The following is a 15,939-nucleotide window of genomic DNA, read 5'->3' as shown; positions in this document are numbered from 1 at the left end:
CAGACCATGAAACATAGAAACTGGATTCTTTTGGCCTTGCTACTGCTGGCAAGTCCCCTATGGGCACAGCGTACTGCTCGCTATACGGATAGGGACGCTCGCCTGAAGAAAGCCCGCTCGCTCTACCAACAAGAGCAATATAAGGCCGCCCAACACCTTTTCAAGCAAGAACTTTTCAAGGCCAATACCTTGGCCGATAAGGAATTGTGTAGCTACTATATTGCTTCGGCAGCCATTCGCCTAAGACAACAAGGAGCCGATAAGCTCATGACGCAGTACCTAAAGGACTATCCCACTTCTTCCTATGCAGCCCAAGCCAACCTTGAGGTAGGGGATTACTATTTTGACAAAGGGGATACCAAAACGGCCATTCTAAGGTATGACAAGGTGGAAATACCTACCCTCTCAACCAAGCAAAAGGAAAAATTTGACTTCCGATACGGATATGCTCTTTTCGCTCACGGAGATAAGGAGACCGCTCAGCAATACCTTTCTCAGGTGAAGAACTCCAAAGAATATGGGAAGAAAGCAGCCTACTATTTAGGATATATAGCCTATGATGCCGATGATTATCAAAAGGCCAATGACTTTTTCCAACAAGTGGGTGAGGAGAAGGAACTCAATAAGAATCTGTCTTATTATCAGGCAGATATGAACTTCAAGCAAGGTAATTTTCAAAAAGCCTTGCAGGAAGGGCTTCTACAGTTGGAAAAGACCAATAACCCCCAATACCGTTCGGAGATTAACAAGATCATAGGGGAGAGCTATTTTAACCTCAAGGAGTATACCAAGGCCATTCCTTACTTGGAGGCTTACAAGGGGAAGAATGGAGCCTATACCAATACTGATCTCTATTACTTAGGCTTTGCCTACTATAAACAAGGGGAGTACCAAAAGGCTATAGGTCAGTTCAATCGGATTATCAACGGAAAGAATGAGGTAGCACAGAATGCGTATTACCACTTGGCACAGTGTTACCTGAAAACAGACCAAAAACAGCAGGCACTCAATGCCTTTCGCAACGCCTATCAGATGAATTTTGTCCCAGCCATAAAGCAGGATGCACACCTGAACTACGCCCGCCTGAGTTATGATATAGGCAATGCCTATGAGTCTACTCCTAAAGTAATACAGTCCTATATGGACACCTATCCCAATAGCCATACCGAAGAGCTTAAAGGACTTTTGGTGGATTCCTATATCACTTCAGGAGGCTATCGTGAGGCCTTGGATTTGTTAGAGAAATCCGCTACGGCAGACCCTAAGATACGCCAGAAAGTGGCTTTCCTCTATGCCATGCAGCTCTATGGCGATGCCAAATTCAAGGAAGCGTTGCCTTATTTTGAGCAAGCAAAAAAGAGCCAAGCCGATGCTGAGTTTCAGGCAAGAGCTACTTATTGGAGTGGAGAGACAGCTTATCAGTTGCACCTTTACCCAGAGGCTCAAAAGGATTTTTCCGCTTTTCTTCAGGGAGGACACACTTCTCTTGTAGAATATCCTAAGGCACTCTATGGGCTGGCTTATGCGCTCTTTAATCAGAAAAAATATGCCGAAGCAGCAGAATATTTTACTAAATATATAGAGACCCGCCCTGAATCCTTACGCCTTTCTGATGCTTACTTGCGCTTAGGAGACTGCAACTTTGCCACAGGGAAGTATTGGCCTGCTATGGAGGCGTATGACAAGGTGATCGCCGCCAAAGCGACCAATACCGATTATGCAGCATTCCAAAAAGCCATTAGCTATGGTATAGTGGATAGAGTGCCTAAGAAAATAGAAGCACTTACGGCTTTTATCCAAGATTATCCCCAGTCCAATCTCAGAGAGGACGCGCTCTATGAACTGGCCAACACATATGTAAATCAAGGAAAACCTGAAAAGGCTTCAGAGCTGTATAATACCTTGAAAACTCAGTATAAGGATGGAACCTATACAGTGCGAGCTATGCTCCGAGAAGGACTTATGCTTTATAACAAGAATGAAAATGAGAAGGCGTTGGCTCTTTTCAAGGAGATTACCAAGAAATATCCTTCTTCTCCAGAGGCCTTGCAGGCGGTAAGTACGGCTAAGAATATCTATGCCGAACAAGGAAAGATGGAGGAATATGCCGCTTGGGCTAAGGGCTTGGGCTATGTGAAGGTATCCGATAGCGAACTGGATAGTGCGGCCTTTGAGGCAGCCGAACGCCTCTATGTACAGCATAAAAAGCAAGAGGCCAAGCCAGCCTTGGAGAAATACCTAAAGGATTTCCCTAAGGGAGCTAATGCGGCTCAAGCACGCTTCTATTTGGCACAGCTTTATTTTGAGGACAACCAAAAGGATAAGGCACGCCCACTTTATGAAAAGGTATTGGAGGACGGTCGCAATGAATACTCCGAACAGGTGTTGCTCAGGCTTAGCCATATCTACTTAGAGAAAGACGAGACAGAAAAGGTGCTTCCCTTGCTCAAGGAATTGGAAAAAACGTCTCCAGTATTACAGAATGTGATCTTTGCCCGTTCTAACCTAATGAGTTGTTTCTACAAGCAAAAGAATTATCCTGAGGCGATAGCTTATGCCCAAAAGATCTTGGCCGAGAAAGCTGTTGAGGAACGCCTTAAGAGTGATGCCCATGTGATTTTGGCACGTGCCTATATGGCTACAGGCGCCGAGGCAGAAGCAGAAAAGGAATACGCCCTATTGCGCAAGAGTGCTACCGACGCACTTATGGCCGAAGCACTCTATTACGATGCTTATTTTAAGAACAAAGCCAAGCAGTATAAGAAGTCCAACGAAGTGGTACAGAAGTTGGCCAAGGAATATGGGGGGTATAAGGAGTTTTCAGCCAAAGGCTTGGTCTTAATGGCTAAGAACTTCTATGGACTGAAGGACTTGTATCAAGCCAACTATATTCTAAGCAGTGTATTGGAGAACTTCAAGGACTATCCAGAGGTAATCCAAGAGGCACAGGAGGCGATGAAATTGATAAAGACAAACGAAAAGAAATCTAACAAATAATTGATAATGAAAGTATTATATAATATATCGGTACTCTCACTTACCCTTTTTGCCGCAGGGGTACAAGCACAGGATAAGTTGGGCACTATCTCGGTGGATATTGTAAAACCCTATACCCCTACCATAGCCGATGTACAAAAGCCAGCGGAGCAGACACCTAAGAAGGATACCATAGCGGTAGCCAAAAAGCAGGTTACCTATTCCTCTGAGTCTATCCCTGTAGCCTCTACCTTTGTACCTGAAAAGGGGAAGGCGGTACGTATCCCTATAGCGACAACTCAGGATAGTCTTTACCACTCTTATGTAGCCTTGGCAGGGGGCAATTATACTTCCCTATATGGGGATGCCTTCATTTCAGTACCTTTTAGCCCTACTTCGGATTTGTCGGTAGACTTCACCCATCATTCCTCTCAGGACAATGTCAAAGAGGTAGAGACCGATAGCAATTTTTCGCATACCCAAGCGCAGGCGACTTATAATCAATGGGGGCAAACCTACCAGTATAGCCTTTCGGCCAATGTAGCCCATAGGCTTTCCCACTGGTATGGTGTAGAGGATAAGAGTTTGCTACCTATCTCCCAGTCCCTTAAGCAGCAGTACCTTACAGGAGGTATAGCAGGGGAGCTTTCTATGACTAAGGGTGTACTCGAAGGGGTGGATTTCTTTGTACAAGGAGGCAAAGATGATTTTAGCAGTGGGGAAGTGCAGCTTAAGTTACGCCCTTCATTCAAATACGCCTTTAAGGAAGGGCAGGCATTACAGGTAAAAGCTGATGTGGATTATTTGCAAGGGAGTTTTGATAGAGGCTTTTCCAGTTTGCTCGGAATTACCTATAAGTCAGCTTTCTTAGGACTAAGGCCAGCGTATGTACGTACTTCCGGCAACTATAGGGTAAGGCTCGGATTAGGGGCTTATTATGCTAAGGAGAACAATGGAGAAGGAGGGAGCGTTAAGGTGTTTCCCGATGTGGAACTCTCTTGGAATGCAGCAGGAAAAGCACTTATAGGTTATGGAGGGATTACAGGAGGATTGGAACAGCTTACCTACCGAGAACAATCCTTGGAGAACCCCTATCTGTCTCCGACCCAGCACCTACACCCTACCTATACCCCTTATGATATATTTGCAGGGATTAGAGGCGCACTTTTCCAAGGATTCTCTTATGATTTCAAGGCTTTCTATACACGTATAGTACAGATGCCTATGTATCAGGCCAATGAAAAATATACCCTTGCCGATCGTAAGCCTTATCACTATGATAATTCCTATAGCATCGTCTATGAGGATGCTATGTCCTTTGGGGCAAAAGCAACTATCAGGGGTAAGTTCTCGGATCGTTTCTATATAGATGCCTTTGCCAAGGTCAATGCCTATTCCTTTGATGCACTGAAAGCGAAGGAAAGAAACTTACCGCTATTTACCTCCGCCCTTTCGGCAAGTTACCGCATTCTTCCCCAGTGGAATGTAGGGACTTCTTTCTACTATGTAGGAGAGCGAAAGGATATAGCCCATACGCTACCTACTTTAGAGGCTAAGGAACTGACCCTTGATGGCTTTTTTGATCTTAACTTCTCAACCGACTATACCTTCCTTAAGCGCTGGACAGCTTTTGTGGATTTGAGTAATGTAACAGGACAGCACTACCAACGATGGACGTCCTACCCTGTACAAGGTTTCCAATTCCTCGTAGGGGTGAAGTATCGCTTCAATGTGAAATAGGGAGAAAAGGCAAGAGGTTGTTCGCCAAAGAACAACCTCTTTTTAATTGTTGGATATGATTTGAGAAAATTAAACTAATATTTGTACCCCGCTGGTGGTGATTTTGTTATCTAAGTAAAAATCGATACGGCCTAAGTTGATTCCATAGCAGCCTACTTGGTTGATGAGGATTTCGCGATTGGCCTTATTCTTGACAATGACAGGTTCGCTCATGAAAGTATGGGTATGGCCGCCTATGATAAGGTCGGTTTCGGAGGTCTTTTTAGCAATGGTAAGGTCGCATACCTTATCGGTACGATACTGGAATCCCAAGTGAGAGAGACAGATGACAATGTCGCAGTTCTCTGTCTTTCTGAGTTTCTTCTCCATATCTATGGCAATTTCCACAGGATCAAGGTATTTAGTTTCTCTGTAGAGTTCCTTGGTAACCAGACCTTTAAGCTCTACGCCTAAGCCATAGACACCTATACGTACTTCATCTACTTCGAATACTTTGTAAGGCTTTGTTTTTCCTTCTAATACGGTATTGGTAAAGTCGTAATTGGAAGAAATGAAATCAAATTTGGCATGTGGCATCTGGAAGAGGAGACCCTCTATTCCATTGTCAAAATCATGGTTTCCGAAAGTAGCTGCATCGTACTTGAGCATGGACATTAGGCGGAATTCCAATTCGCCCCCGTAATAGTTGAAATAAGGAGTACCCTGAAAGATATCCCCAGCATCAAAGAGTAGCGTATTGGGGTTTTCCTTGCGTACTTGCTCTATCAAGACCGCACGACGTGCCACTCCTCCCTTATCAGGATAGTGAGGGTCGTCAGTAGGCATAGGGTCTATATGACTATGGGTGTCATTGGTATGGAGTATGGTGATATGTTTCTTATGTTTTTTGAGCTTATCCTTGTTTTTATCTCTGTCAAAGGCATAGGAAACGCCTCCCAGCCCTAAAAACAGGGCGCCAGCCCCGATGTTTCTTACGAAATTTCTTCTTTCCATATAAAATTGTGTTTTATAGTTTGATAATTATTTTATTTTGAATCGTCCGTCGGACTTAAAATCTATAGGGTTTGTTTTTCTTAGGTAATCAATCAGCGCTTCTCTGGCATTGTAACTGATGTTGGTAACATCTATGGAGTTTTTAAAGAAATTCATCTTATCGCCCCCATTGTATAGATAGTCAAAAGTGCAGACAAAATAGCGCTTTTTGCGTAGAACAGGTTTTTTATTTATAAGAAAACTCACGACCTCTCCACGTGGACTCATGATGAGCTGTACTTGGTTAGAGATTGGGTGGGGGAGCTTACTATCATAAAGATATTTGGCCATGTCATAAAGCTGTGCACCTGTAACCTCAGCCACTACTAGATAGTTTTCAAAGGGCATTAGCTGGTAGACCATACGGGTGGTAATACTTCCTTCGGGTAATTCCGAACGGATTCCTCCCCAGTTAAATATGGCAAAATCCACATGGCGTTTCTTTTTCTTGTAGAAATAGCCATCGGATTGCTCACAGAGCGCATCGGCAAAGAAGTTACCAATAGGCATGTTCATCTCACCATCTTCTAAGGTTTTGATATCCTTGACCATAGTAGCATTGTTGTGAGAAAGCACATTGTCCAAATACTTGTTCAAGTGATAGCGAAAAGGCGAAAGATAGTCCTTGATATCTTCGTCTTCTTCTGTATCTTTGGTAATAGGCATCTGTTCTCCCTCTATAGCTTGGGTGAAATAGCTCTTTGATTTACAAGAGACTATGAGCAAAAACAGTGCCAAAAAAGCAAATAAATTTTTTCTCATAAAAATGTTTTTCTTTCAGGGCGCAAAATTAATAAATATTCATTACATTTGCAGTGAAATCTTTATAATTTTTATTTTGAAAATATTTAAAAATATAGCGATTAAAAATCGGATACAGAAGAACCTTAAAAAGAGATCTAATTATCTGAATGGTAATAAGTTACAAATACATAAGGTAGGATGTATTGTGGATATAGAGGAAGTGGATAAGGTGGATTTCCTCAAGAACTTCATCAAAGAGTACGGTATCAATTCGGAAAATTATGTGATTTTGGGCTATGAAGAGAAGGGGATAGATATACAGATAGAAGGGATTCCACTCTTCGCCTGGAAGGATATCAACTATTCGGGAGGCATCCGCAACTATCATGCCGATAGGCTTTGGGAACTGGAATATGACCTGCTGATCAACTGTTTTTCCACACCCAAGCTTCCACTGCTATTGCTTTCATCGGGAGTGAAAGCCAAGCTACGCATAGGAGTAAGTGGTATAGATCCCGCTTTCAACGATGTGATTATTGAGACTCCCTTGGCCGATGGGAGTACTTTTATTCAAGAAGCTAAAAAAATAATAAAAACACTACAATGAAGACTTTACAAGGAACAGGGGTCGCACTGGTAACCCCTTTTAATAAAGAGGGGGTCGTAGATGTGCCCGCTCTTGAACGCTTGGTACATACCCAAGTGGAAAATGGTATAGATTATTTGGTTGTTTTGGGTACCACTGCCGAAACACCTACCCTATCTACCGAAGAAAAGGAATTGGTCAAAATGACAGTTAAGAAGGCTAACAAAGGCAGACTGCCCATGGTCTTGGGAGTAGGGGGGAATAATACCCAAACAATTGTAGAACAAGTACGTGAGGTATCTTCTGAGGACTACACAGCCATACTTTCAGTAACGCCCTACTATAACAAGCCTTCACAAGAAGGGCTTTACCAGCACTATAAGGCGGTGGCCGAGGCTACGGAACTGCCCATTCTACTCTACAATGTACCCTCTCGCACAGGGGTTAATATGGACTATCGCACTACCCTACGCCTGGCCAAAGAGGTGCCCACTATCATAGGGATTAAAGAGGCATCGGGCAATATAGTCCAGATTATGCACCTTTTGCAAGGGCGTCCTGATAATTTTTTGGTTATCTCAGGCGATGATGCTACGGCCTTACCTACGGTGCTTTTGGGCGGTGATGGTACCATCTCGGTATTAGGACAGGCCTTTCCTGAGCGCTATAGCCGAATGATACGTCAGGGCTTGGAGGGAAACTATAAGCAGGCCAACACTATTCAGTATCAGCTCTTAGAAGTGATGGAGCTAATTTTCAAAGAAGGAAACCCTGTAGGAATCAAGGCCTTGCTTACCCTTTTGGAAATAATCAATACCCCTAAAGTACGCCTTCCTTTGGTGAGTGCTACAGAGGGGCTACAAAGAGAACTGAAGACGTACTTAGAGTATATGAAAAAATAATATTTACTGCATTTTTATCTGTGAAGCCAGTAGGTAAATGACTGCCATGCGAATAGCTACCCCGTTTTCAACCTGATCAAGGATAACTGATTGCGGGCAGTCGGCTACTTCGCTGGTGAGTTCTACCCCTCGGTTGATAGGGCCAGGGTGCATAATGATGATCTCCTTACCTATCTCGTCTAGAATCTCCTTGGTAAGGCCATACTGCTGTACATACTCCCGTGTGGAGGGGAAGTAAGGAATATCCAAGCGTTCGTTCTGGATACGTAGCATATTGGCCACATCGCACCATTGGAGCGCTTTCTTCAGATCGGTTTCCACATGTACCCCTAGCTCATGTATATACTTAGGAATAAGGGTTTTAGGGCCACATACGGCTACTTCAGCGCCCTGCATGTGTAGGGCAAATATATTGGAGAGGGCTACGCGTGAGTGTAGGATATCCCCTACAATCACTACTTTCTTACCCGCAACACTTCCCAATCGCTCGCGTATGGTATAGGAGTCCAAAAGGGCTTGGGTGGGGTGCTCATGGGCACCATCACCAGCATTGACAATGGGCACTTTCACATGCTGAGAGAGGAAGACCCCTGCTCCAGGGTTGGGGTGGCGCATAACAACCATATCCACTTTCATAGCCAAGATGTTATTGACTGTATCAATGAGGGTTTCTCCTTTCTTTACAGAGGATTGTGCAGCCGAGAAGTTGATCACATCGGCAGAGAGGCGTTTTTCGGCCAACTCAAAGGACAGGCGGGTACGTGTACTATTCTCAAAGAACAAATTGGCAATGGTAATATCCCTCAAGGAAGGCACCTTTTTGATAGGGCGGTTGATCACCTCCTTGAATTGGTCGGCTGTGGTGAAGATAAGCTCTAAGTCCTCAGGGGTGAGGTACTTGATACCTAATAGGTGATTGACACTTAACTGGTTCATAGTGTGTGTTTTATGGATAGGGTTGTTTTATGCTTGTTTTTCTACGAGATAGACAGCATCTTCTCCGTCTTGTGAAGCCCAATTGACCACTACGCGTTCTTTGTTGATTGCATCTACGGCTTTGCCAATATAATCGGGTTGTATAGGTAGGTCACGGCTGAAGCGGCGGTCTATCAGTACCAATAGTTCTACTTTGCTAGGACGTCCGAAGGACTGCAAGGCAGTGAGAGCAGCACGAATGCTACGGCCTGTATAGAGGACATCGTCTATGAAGACCACTTTTTTGTCCTCTACCAAGAAAGGAATATCGGTGGTGTTGGCCGCCAGAGGCTTTTCACCTCTTCGGAAATCATCGCGGAAGAAGGTGATGTCCAAGGCGCCATATTGTATGCCCGCAACCTGATACTCCTGACGAAGCATCGCCACTAAGCGCTGGGCTAAGAATACCCCACGAGGTTGCAAGCCTATCAGTACAGTATCGGAGAAATCGGTATGGTTCTCTATAAGCTGACAGGCCAAGCGATGTAGAATGACATCTAACTCTTGGGAGGTTAATAATTGTTTTCTTTCCATAATCCTTAAATAATGATTAATGACCAATGACTAATGACTAGAATCAATAGTTAAAATGTTATTTGCAAACTTTTTAAGGCACAATAAATTGCGCCTCTACAAAGATGCTGGCTAAGACAATTTCTGATGCGCACAGTCTTTTGTGATTAACAATTGACAATAGACAATTAAGTTCGTATGACAAAACATTCTCTTTCTTGTTCGCTTCTGATGAAGAACAGGGCAAAGGAAAAAGTATCTATCACGACAGTGAACGCCTTATTTTCGGCTAATTGTTTAAAAAAATCCTCGTTTTCCCTCTGATGCGGAGCCACTACAAGTAGCAAACTATCATTGTGCATTTGTCCTATGAGCTGCTCCTGAGTAGGTTTATTCTCTTGTTGGTAAAGAATGATCATATCCTGCTGCTGCTTGGAAACCTCTGTAAGCGGGGCGGGAAAGAACGAGGTAAAATCCTTACGATCACTATATATTTTTATACTCTTGGGAGCAAAATATTTTACCAATCGAAGCAAGAACTGTCCTTTTCTTTTGGAGATACCTTTAGGGTAGTGCGAACAAGGGATTTTATCACGCAAGTAAAAGCACTGGGTCACCAATCGGAATACAAAGGGAGAATGTACGCCATGCTGGTTGGTTGATTTCCAAAGGAAAAGCAAATATTTCTTCCACAAGGGCATCAGTTTTCTGTTTTAGGTATGAGTTTTTCTTCTATAAGGTCTATTTCATCAGCTTTAATACCGTGAATAGGGGTTAGTTGTATATTTTTTTCGTCTTCTGGGAAAATATCATTCTTGCTTAGAATCATTTCGTCTCCGCGCCAATTAAAATTGGGGAAGCGTAGTTCTTCTTTGCTGATTTTATTCTCAGGATAGATACCGCCATCTATATTTTTGTAGAAGACAATAGTCTCTATCTGCTGGTTGGGAGCAAAATCTATACGGATTTGGCTACATTTGGACTTATTAATCCCCACAGGCTGATTTTGATCATTATATACGTAATAAATCACCTCGGTATTCTGATACAAATTTACGTTATTTAATTTGTTTTCGAGGAATTTTCCCTTTAAAATTTTTCCTTTTACTTGGTTAAAGCCTGTACCTAGGGTGTCCTTTTCGATCAGGAAAGCATTGTCAAAGACTTTGAGGGTATCAAGTTTTTCAGTTTGGGTATTGGCCAGGATATGGATATTGTCTCCTGTCATTTGGCTTTTGCCACTCCATATAATAGGTTTTCCGATCAGCTTGGTAAGGCCAGTGGCTTGGCTGGAGTGGATAGAATCACATTTGCCCTGAATATCGGTCTTGTAGATACGAGCTCCAGTATAAGCCCTCACCACGCGTGCGCCCGTCTTGCCTGTTACCATGATCCGCTTGGCATGGATGTAAATGGAGTCTTTGCCTTTTTCTACCTCACTGCTAATTAGGGCTTTTTTGGTGATGAACATGGAGTCCTGTGCCTTATATACTTCGCCATAGTGTCCTTTGACTAAGGTCTTGTTGATCGTATCTCGGATAATAATATTGTTGGTTGCCGAGGCGAAACTTCGGAATTTGTCGAAGTAGAGGCTATCCCCCGTAAGGCGCTTGTTGTCATAATCTATACGAGCCTTGTCCATGAAGTAGCCCTTTTCCGCCTTGGTGTCGTAGTAGCCTTTCTCTCCGTAGGCGATGTAATCCTTTCCAGTGATGGTTGTGGGGCCAAACATGTAGATATGTCCTGAAGCATGATAGTAATCCAGTGTAAGGGAATTGACCTCAAAGTTGGCATTGGTAACCTTCACTTGAGTGGTAAATTGACTCTTTCTTGGGGCGACAAAGTAGCGGCCTTCTCGGCTGGTGAGCACATTCTCTTCGTCGGAGATTTTGCCATAGTTCAGATAATAGGCCTCTTGGGTATTGCGGTCAAAGAACAGCTCCTCTGTCTCAAGGGTCATTTTCTCATTGCGTAGCTTGACATTGTTCTTGGCAAGCGCTATTTTTGTATCCCCATTGTATTCTATAAACTCGCTATTCATCTTCAGTGAGTCTCCCTGTTGGATAAATACCTCTCCGAAGGCCTTCACCTGGTTGGTCTGTTGGTAGAGTACAGCCACATCGCACCAGATGTCCATTCCCTGATGGCGGAACTGCACCTTGCGCTCCTCATCGGAGTTGAAGATTGTAGCCCCAGGGTACTTATCATTGTCAATAGTGAGGGTACCAGCGTAGACAATCTCTATCTTCTTGGAGGTGTTATCCTGAGCATACACCACTGAGAATAAGAGGAAAAAGCAGGCAAATAGGTAATATATTTTTGACATAAAGGGTCTTGTCCTATCCATAAGAATTTTGTGCAAAGATACATATTTCACTGAAAAATGAAAAGTGAAAAGCGAAGATTTTTTACTTTATGCATTGGATACTACACATTATAAATAATCCCAAGACAAAGATACAATTATTTTTGGAAAAATACTATCTTTGCAAAAATATTCATCGCTATGAAATACTACCTTATTGCAGGAGAAGCCTCCGGTGACTTACATGGAGCAAACCTGATGCGGGCACTTGCAGAGATAGACCCACAAGCTCAGTTTCGCTTCTGGGGAGGAGATCGCATGGAAGCTGTCGGGGGAAAGCTCATCAAGCACTACCGAGATTTGGCCTTTATGGGCTTTTGGGAAGTGGTTACGAACCTGCGCACCATTCTTCGCAATATAGATCTCTGTAAAGGCGATATCACAGCCTATCAGCCCGATGCGCTTATCTTCATTGACTATCCAGGTTTTAATATGCGTATAGCCAAGTGGGCTAAGCAGCAGGGGATTCCTACCCATTATTACATCTCTCCACAGATTTGGGCTTGGAAAGAGAACCGCATCAAGGCCATCAGAAGAGATGTAGATGCCATGTATGTAATCCTGCCTTTTGAGAAGGATTTCTATGAGGGTAAGCACCAGTATCCCGTACACTTTGTGGGTCATCCGCTCTTGGATGCCATTGCCACACGTCGAGAAGTAAGTATGGAGGTGTTCAAGAGAGAAAATGGCTTAGATGAGCGCCCTATCATAGCTTTGCTACCAGGTAGCCGCAAGCAAGAAATTGCCAAGATGCTCTCGGTGATGCTCTCGGTGGTGGGAAGTTATCACCCCTATCAGTTTGTTATTGCAGGAGCGCCTTCTTTAGGATATGATTTCTACAGACAGTTTATAAGGGAAGAGAACGTACATTTTGTCAGTGGGAAGACCTATGACCTGCTCTCTCATGCGCATGCAGCCTTGGTAACCAGCGGTACGGCTACCTTAGAGACCGCCTTATTCCGTGTTCCTGAAGTGGTTTGCTATCGGGGCAACTGGATTTCCTACCAGATAGCCAAGCGGGTGATTAGTCTCAAGTATATCTCTTTGGTTAACCTGATTATGGATGCCCCTGTAGTTACAGAGCTTATCCAAGGAGACCTCAATACCCGAAACCTCAAAGTGGAATTGGACAAACTCTTAGATCCTGCCTATAGGGACAAACTCCAGAGGGATTACCAAGCCCTGCGCGAGAGATTAGGTAACCAAGGGGCTAGCCGAAGGACAGCGCAGGCTATCTACGATTCCTTACAAGATAAAAGGCATAACCATAGGAGCTAAAACAGCGGTAAAGATTCCGTTGAAGATCATCCCTAAGCTGGCGTAGATGGCGTGTTTTTCGCTAAGATTGAAGGCGGCCATAATCCCCAAAGCATGAGAGGCCGTACCCAAGGAGATACCACGCCCCATAGGACTTTTGATTCCTGTCCATTGGAGTACCTTGAAGCCTAAGATGGAGCCCAAAATCCCTGTTACAATCACAGCGGCTACAGTAAGGGAGGTAATCCCATGTAGGGTCTTGGACACTTCAAGGGCGATAGGAGTGGTAACTGACTTAGGGGCTAGGGAACGAATGATGTTTTCTTCTGCACCTAGAGCCTTGGCTATATAACATACCGAGAGAATACCCACTAGGCTACCGACAAACTGGGAGAGCAACAGCGGTAAGAGTTGTTTTCTGATCTTGGAGAGTTGTTGGTATAAGGGAACACCCATGGCTACAATGGAGGGCTTGAGCCAAAAGTCTATATACATACCAGCATTACGCTCATAGGTCTCATAGGAGATATTGAAGATGATCAAATAACCTATCAGCACACATACGGCCAGCATTACAGGATTGAGGAAGACTGATTTGTATTTCTGTTGGAGCATGAGCACTCCGTAATAAACGCCAAAGGTAATGGCTAAAAGGACTAAAGGATTTTCAAATATTTTCATTTTCGTGATGATGTTTGGTTCTTTTACGGACAAATTGATACACATGGCCTGTTACGACCATAACGATAAGGGTACTGACGAGAATAGCCACACTGATAGACCAAAAATTCTTGGCAATAAGGTCAAAATAAGCCAATATAGCCACGCTGGGAGGTACGAAAAACAATCCCAAGTGAGAGATCAACATATCGGAAAAAGCCTTGACCCAGTGCAGCTTGATCCAGCCTAAGTGTAGAAAAAGGGTCAGCAGTATCATTCCTATAATACTAGAGGGAAAGTGAATACCAGTGAGATGAACAATCAACTCTCCCAAGGCTAAACAACCAAAGATAATAGCACAATATCTGATTAACATACAAAAGTGATTAAAACGGGGGCAAAGTTACAATTTTTAATAACAAAAGACCAAGAACAAAAAGCAAATATTTTCCACAATAAAAGAGACTGTCCGAAAAGACAGTCTCTGCTACTTAGAATGTGACCTTATTTACTGATTCTTCTAAGCCACTGGTTCATATCTACCTCTTTGAGAATAAGCTCTCTCAGGGCGGAGATAGGCACACGTTGTTGCTCCATGGTATCGCGGTGGCGTAGGGTGACGGTGTTGTCCTCCTTGGACTGGTGATCCACTGTAATACAGAAAGGAGTACCAACGGCATCCTGCCTACGATAGCGGCGGCCTATGGCATCTTTCTCATCATAAGCGACATTGAAATCATATTTTAGATCATTGAAGATCTGCAAGGCAAGCTCAGGTAGCTCGTCCTTCTTGAGCAAAGGCAATACAGCCACTTTGGTAGGGGCTAGTACAAAAGGCAAGCGTAGCACTGTGCGAGTTTCTCCATCCTCAAGAGTTTCCTCTTGTAGGCTATGGGAGAAGATGGCCAAGAACAAGCGGTCAAGCCCCACAGATGTCTCCAATACATAGGGAACATAACTTCTGTTTTCCTCAGGATCAAAATATTGTAGTTTCTTACCAGAATACTTTTCATGGTTGCCCAAATCGAAATCGGTACGGGAGTGGATACCCTCTAACTCCTTGAAGCCGAAGGGGAATCGAAACTCTATATCACAAGCAGCATCGGCATAGTGGGCGAGCTTCTCATGGTCATGAAAGCGGTAGTTCTCTTCGCCCAATCCCAAAGAGAGGTGCCACTTAAGACGGGTCTTTTTCCAGTGCTCATACCACTCCTGTTGGGTACCAGGTTTGATAAAGAACTGCATCTCCATTTGTTCGAACTCACGCATACGGAAGATAAACTGGCGTGCTACGATCTCGTTGCGGAAGGCCTTTCCTGTCTGGGCAATCCCAAAAGGAATTTTCATACGGCCTGTTTTTTGTACATTGGAGAAATTGACAAAGATACCCTGAGCTGTTTCAGGACGTAGGTATAAGTCCATGGCTCCTTCGGAAGTAGCACCGAGCTTGGTGCCGAACATTAGGTTGAACTGCTTTACCTCTGTCCAATTCTTGGTGCCAGAGATAGGGCAGACGATCTCCAATTCCTCGATAAGTGCCTTTACATCGGCCAAGTCCTCGCGCTCAAGGGATTTACCTAAGCGGTGTAGGATAGCCTCGGCTCGCTCTTTGTATTCGATCACCTTAGGATTGGTAGAGAGGAATTGCTCCTTGTCGAAGGCCTCTCCAAAGCGTTTTTGGGCTTTGGCAACCTCTTTTTCTATTTTATCTTCTATTTTTGCTACATAGTCCTCTACCAAGGTATCAGCACGGTAGCGTTTTTTAGAATCCTTGTTGTCAATAAGGGGGTCATTGAAGGCATCCACGTGTCCTGATGCCTTCCAAGTGGTGGGGTGCATGAAGATAGCCGCATCGATCCCTACGATGTTCTCATGTAGCTGTACCATCGCTTTCCACCAGTATTCGCGGAGGTTCTTCTTCAGTTCCACACCATTTTGTGCATAATCATACACGGCACTAAGTCCGTCATAGATTTCACTAGAAGGAAAAATATAACCATATTCCTTGGCGTGGGAGATTACTTTCTTGAAAACGTCTTCTTGATTTGCCATAGTTCTGAATTAATGAGTGCAAAAATAGTAAAAAATATCGTTAGTTCTTTATTTTTTGAAAAATAAATTTGAGATGTCAAAATAATTTCATATATTTGCACTCTGAAAATTAATGTATTATGGAATTATTCAAAGGA

General features: G+C 43.7%; 14 protein-coding genes. 5 read left to right on the top strand and 9 right to left on the bottom strand.

Annotation, left to right across the window (positions count from 1 at the left end):
* The first annotated feature begins 6 nt into the window (after positions 1 to 6).
* Together HMPREF1154_RS10855 and HMPREF1154_RS10850 are read left to right on the top strand one after the other, a co-directional pair.
* Positions 7 to 2,997: a tetratricopeptide repeat protein gene (locus HMPREF1154_RS10855; protein ID WP_009642645.1), complete on the top strand. Its 2,991-nt coding sequence runs from the start codon at positions 7 to 9 to the stop codon at positions 2,995 to 2,997.
* A gap of 6 nt (positions 2,998 to 3,003) precedes the next feature.
* Positions 3,004 to 4,716 carry a TonB-dependent receptor gene (locus HMPREF1154_RS10850; RefSeq protein WP_009642647.1) on the top strand — a complete coding sequence of 571 codons (1,713 nt, stop codon included), beginning with the start codon at positions 3,004 to 3,006 and terminating at the stop codon, positions 4,714 to 4,716.
* Positions 4,717 to 4,785: 69 nt separating this feature from the next.
* Here HMPREF1154_RS10850 and HMPREF1154_RS10845 read toward each other — a convergent pair whose 3' ends face one another.
* Positions 4,786 to 5,709 carry a metallophosphatase gene (locus HMPREF1154_RS10845; protein WP_009642653.1) on the bottom strand — a complete coding sequence of 308 codons (924 nt, stop codon included), beginning with the start codon at positions 5,707 to 5,709 and terminating at the stop codon, positions 4,786 to 4,788.
* A 27-nt stretch (positions 5,710 to 5,736) separates the two neighbouring features.
* The gene (locus HMPREF1154_RS10840) at positions 5,737 to 6,510 is read right to left on the bottom strand and encodes a 5'-nucleotidase C-terminal domain-containing protein (protein WP_009642636.1); all 774 of its coding nucleotides are present in this window, start codon (positions 6,508 to 6,510) and stop codon (positions 5,737 to 5,739) included.
* Between the two features lie 76 nt (positions 6,511 to 6,586).
* On the opposite strand from HMPREF1154_RS10840, the gene HMPREF1154_RS10835 reads away from it, so the two are divergent.
* Positions 6,587 to 7,099, top strand: a complete 513-nt coding sequence (locus tag HMPREF1154_RS10835; protein ID WP_034567397.1) for a DUF6913 domain-containing protein — start codon at positions 6,587 to 6,589, stop codon at positions 7,097 to 7,099.
* On the top strand, positions 7,096 to 7,980 hold the full coding sequence (gene dapA, locus HMPREF1154_RS10830) for a 4-hydroxy-tetrahydrodipicolinate synthase (RefSeq protein WP_009642665.1): 885 nt from the start codon (positions 7,096 to 7,098) through the stop codon (positions 7,978 to 7,980). The genes HMPREF1154_RS10835 and dapA overlap by 4 nt, the downstream gene beginning before the upstream one ends.
* Positions 7,981 to 7,983: 3 nt before the next feature.
* On the opposite strand, the gene HMPREF1154_RS10825 is transcribed toward dapA, so the two are convergent.
* From HMPREF1154_RS10825 to HMPREF1154_RS10810, 4 genes are all read right to left on the bottom strand, one after another.
* A complete protein-coding gene (locus HMPREF1154_RS10825; RefSeq protein ID WP_009642642.1) occupies positions 7,984 to 8,916 on the bottom strand; it encodes an aspartate carbamoyltransferase catalytic subunit in 933 nt (310 codons plus the stop codon).
* A gap of 27 nt (positions 8,917 to 8,943) precedes the next feature.
* Positions 8,944 to 9,489, bottom strand: coding sequence for a bifunctional pyr operon transcriptional regulator/uracil phosphoribosyltransferase PyrR (pyrR, locus tag HMPREF1154_RS10820; protein WP_009642652.1), 546 nt, complete (start codon positions 9,487 to 9,489; stop codon positions 8,944 to 8,946).
* Between the two features lie 167 nt (positions 9,490 to 9,656).
* Positions 9,657 to 10,169 carry a hypothetical protein gene (locus HMPREF1154_RS10815; RefSeq protein WP_009642662.1) on the bottom strand — a complete coding sequence of 171 codons (513 nt, stop codon included), beginning with the start codon at positions 10,167 to 10,169 and terminating at the stop codon, positions 9,657 to 9,659.
* On the bottom strand, positions 10,169 to 11,794 hold the full coding sequence (locus HMPREF1154_RS10810) for an OstA-like protein (RefSeq protein ID WP_009642646.1): 1,626 nt from the start codon (positions 11,792 to 11,794) through the stop codon (positions 10,169 to 10,171). The genes HMPREF1154_RS10815 and HMPREF1154_RS10810 overlap by 1 nt, the downstream gene beginning before the upstream one ends.
* Before the next feature lie 180 nt (positions 11,795 to 11,974).
* On the opposite strand from HMPREF1154_RS10810, the gene lpxB reads away from it, so the two are divergent.
* Positions 11,975 to 13,111 carry a lipid-A-disaccharide synthase gene (gene lpxB, locus HMPREF1154_RS10805; RefSeq protein WP_009642657.1) on the top strand — a complete coding sequence of 379 codons (1,137 nt, stop codon included), beginning with the start codon at positions 11,975 to 11,977 and terminating at the stop codon, positions 13,109 to 13,111.
* Here lpxB and HMPREF1154_RS10800 read toward each other — a convergent pair.
* The 3 genes from HMPREF1154_RS10800 to HMPREF1154_RS10790 form a co-directional block, all read right to left on the bottom strand.
* Complete coding sequence (locus HMPREF1154_RS10800; protein WP_009642655.1) at positions 13,079 to 13,771, bottom strand: LrgB family protein; 693 nt, start codon at positions 13,769 to 13,771, stop codon at positions 13,079 to 13,081. The genes lpxB and HMPREF1154_RS10800 overlap by 33 nt on opposite strands.
* Positions 13,758 to 14,126, bottom strand: a complete 369-nt coding sequence (locus tag HMPREF1154_RS10795; protein WP_009642658.1) for a CidA/LrgA family protein — start codon at positions 14,124 to 14,126, stop codon at positions 13,758 to 13,760. The genes HMPREF1154_RS10800 and HMPREF1154_RS10795 overlap by 14 nt, the downstream gene beginning before the upstream one ends.
* 128 nt (positions 14,127 to 14,254) lie before the next feature.
* A complete protein-coding gene (locus tag HMPREF1154_RS10790; protein WP_009642634.1) occupies positions 14,255 to 15,802 on the bottom strand; it encodes a glycine--tRNA ligase in 1,548 nt (515 codons plus the stop codon).
* Between the last annotated feature and the right edge of the window lie 137 nt (positions 15,803 to 15,939).

The organism is Capnocytophaga sp. CM59 (genome assembly GCF_000293175.1).
Classification (GTDB): domain Bacteria; phylum Bacteroidota; class Bacteroidia; order Flavobacteriales; family Flavobacteriaceae; genus Capnocytophaga; species Capnocytophaga granulosa.
The sequence above is the reverse complement of the archived record's forward strand: the minus strand, read 5'-3'. Positions and strand labels throughout refer to the sequence as shown.

Excerpts from the sequence above, each read along its gene's own strand:
- HMPREF1154_RS10855 (WP_009642645.1), top strand. The coding sequence starts at position 7 with ATGAAACATAGAAACTGGATTCTTTTGGCCTTGCTACTGCTGGCAAGT.
- HMPREF1154_RS10850 (WP_009642647.1), top strand. The coding sequence starts at position 3,004 with ATGAAAGTATTATATAATATATCGGTACTCTCACTTACCCTTTTTGCC.
- HMPREF1154_RS10845 (WP_009642653.1), bottom strand. The coding sequence starts at position 5,709 with ATGGAAAGAAGAAATTTCGTAAGAAACATCGGGGCTGGCGCCCTGTTT.
- HMPREF1154_RS10840 (WP_009642636.1), bottom strand. The coding sequence starts at position 6,510 with ATGAGAAAAAATTTATTTGCTTTTTTGGCACTGTTTTTGCTCATAGTC.
- dapA (WP_009642665.1), top strand. The coding sequence starts at position 7,096 with ATGAAGACTTTACAAGGAACAGGGGTCGCACTGGTAACCCCTTTTAAT.
- HMPREF1154_RS10825 (WP_009642642.1), bottom strand. The coding sequence starts at position 8,916 with ATGAACCAGTTAAGTGTCAATCACCTATTAGGTATCAAGTACCTCACC.
- pyrR (WP_009642652.1), bottom strand. The coding sequence starts at position 9,489 with ATGGAAAGAAAACAATTATTAACCTCCCAAGAGTTAGATGTCATTCTA.
- HMPREF1154_RS10815 (WP_009642662.1), bottom strand. The coding sequence starts at position 10,169 with ATGCCCTTGTGGAAGAAATATTTGCTTTTCCTTTGGAAATCAACCAAC.
- HMPREF1154_RS10810 (WP_009642646.1), bottom strand. The coding sequence starts at position 11,794 with ATGTCAAAAATATATTACCTATTTGCCTGCTTTTTCCTCTTATTCTCA.
- lpxB (WP_009642657.1), top strand. The coding sequence starts at position 11,975 with ATGAAATACTACCTTATTGCAGGAGAAGCCTCCGGTGACTTACATGGA.
- HMPREF1154_RS10800 (WP_009642655.1), bottom strand. The coding sequence starts at position 13,771 with ATGAAAATATTTGAAAATCCTTTAGTCCTTTTAGCCATTACCTTTGGC.
- HMPREF1154_RS10795 (WP_009642658.1), bottom strand. The coding sequence starts at position 14,126 with ATGTTAATCAGATATTGTGCTATTATCTTTGGTTGTTTAGCCTTGGGA.
- HMPREF1154_RS10790 (WP_009642634.1), bottom strand. The coding sequence starts at position 15,802 with ATGGCAAATCAAGAAGACGTTTTCAAGAAAGTAATCTCCCACGCCAAG.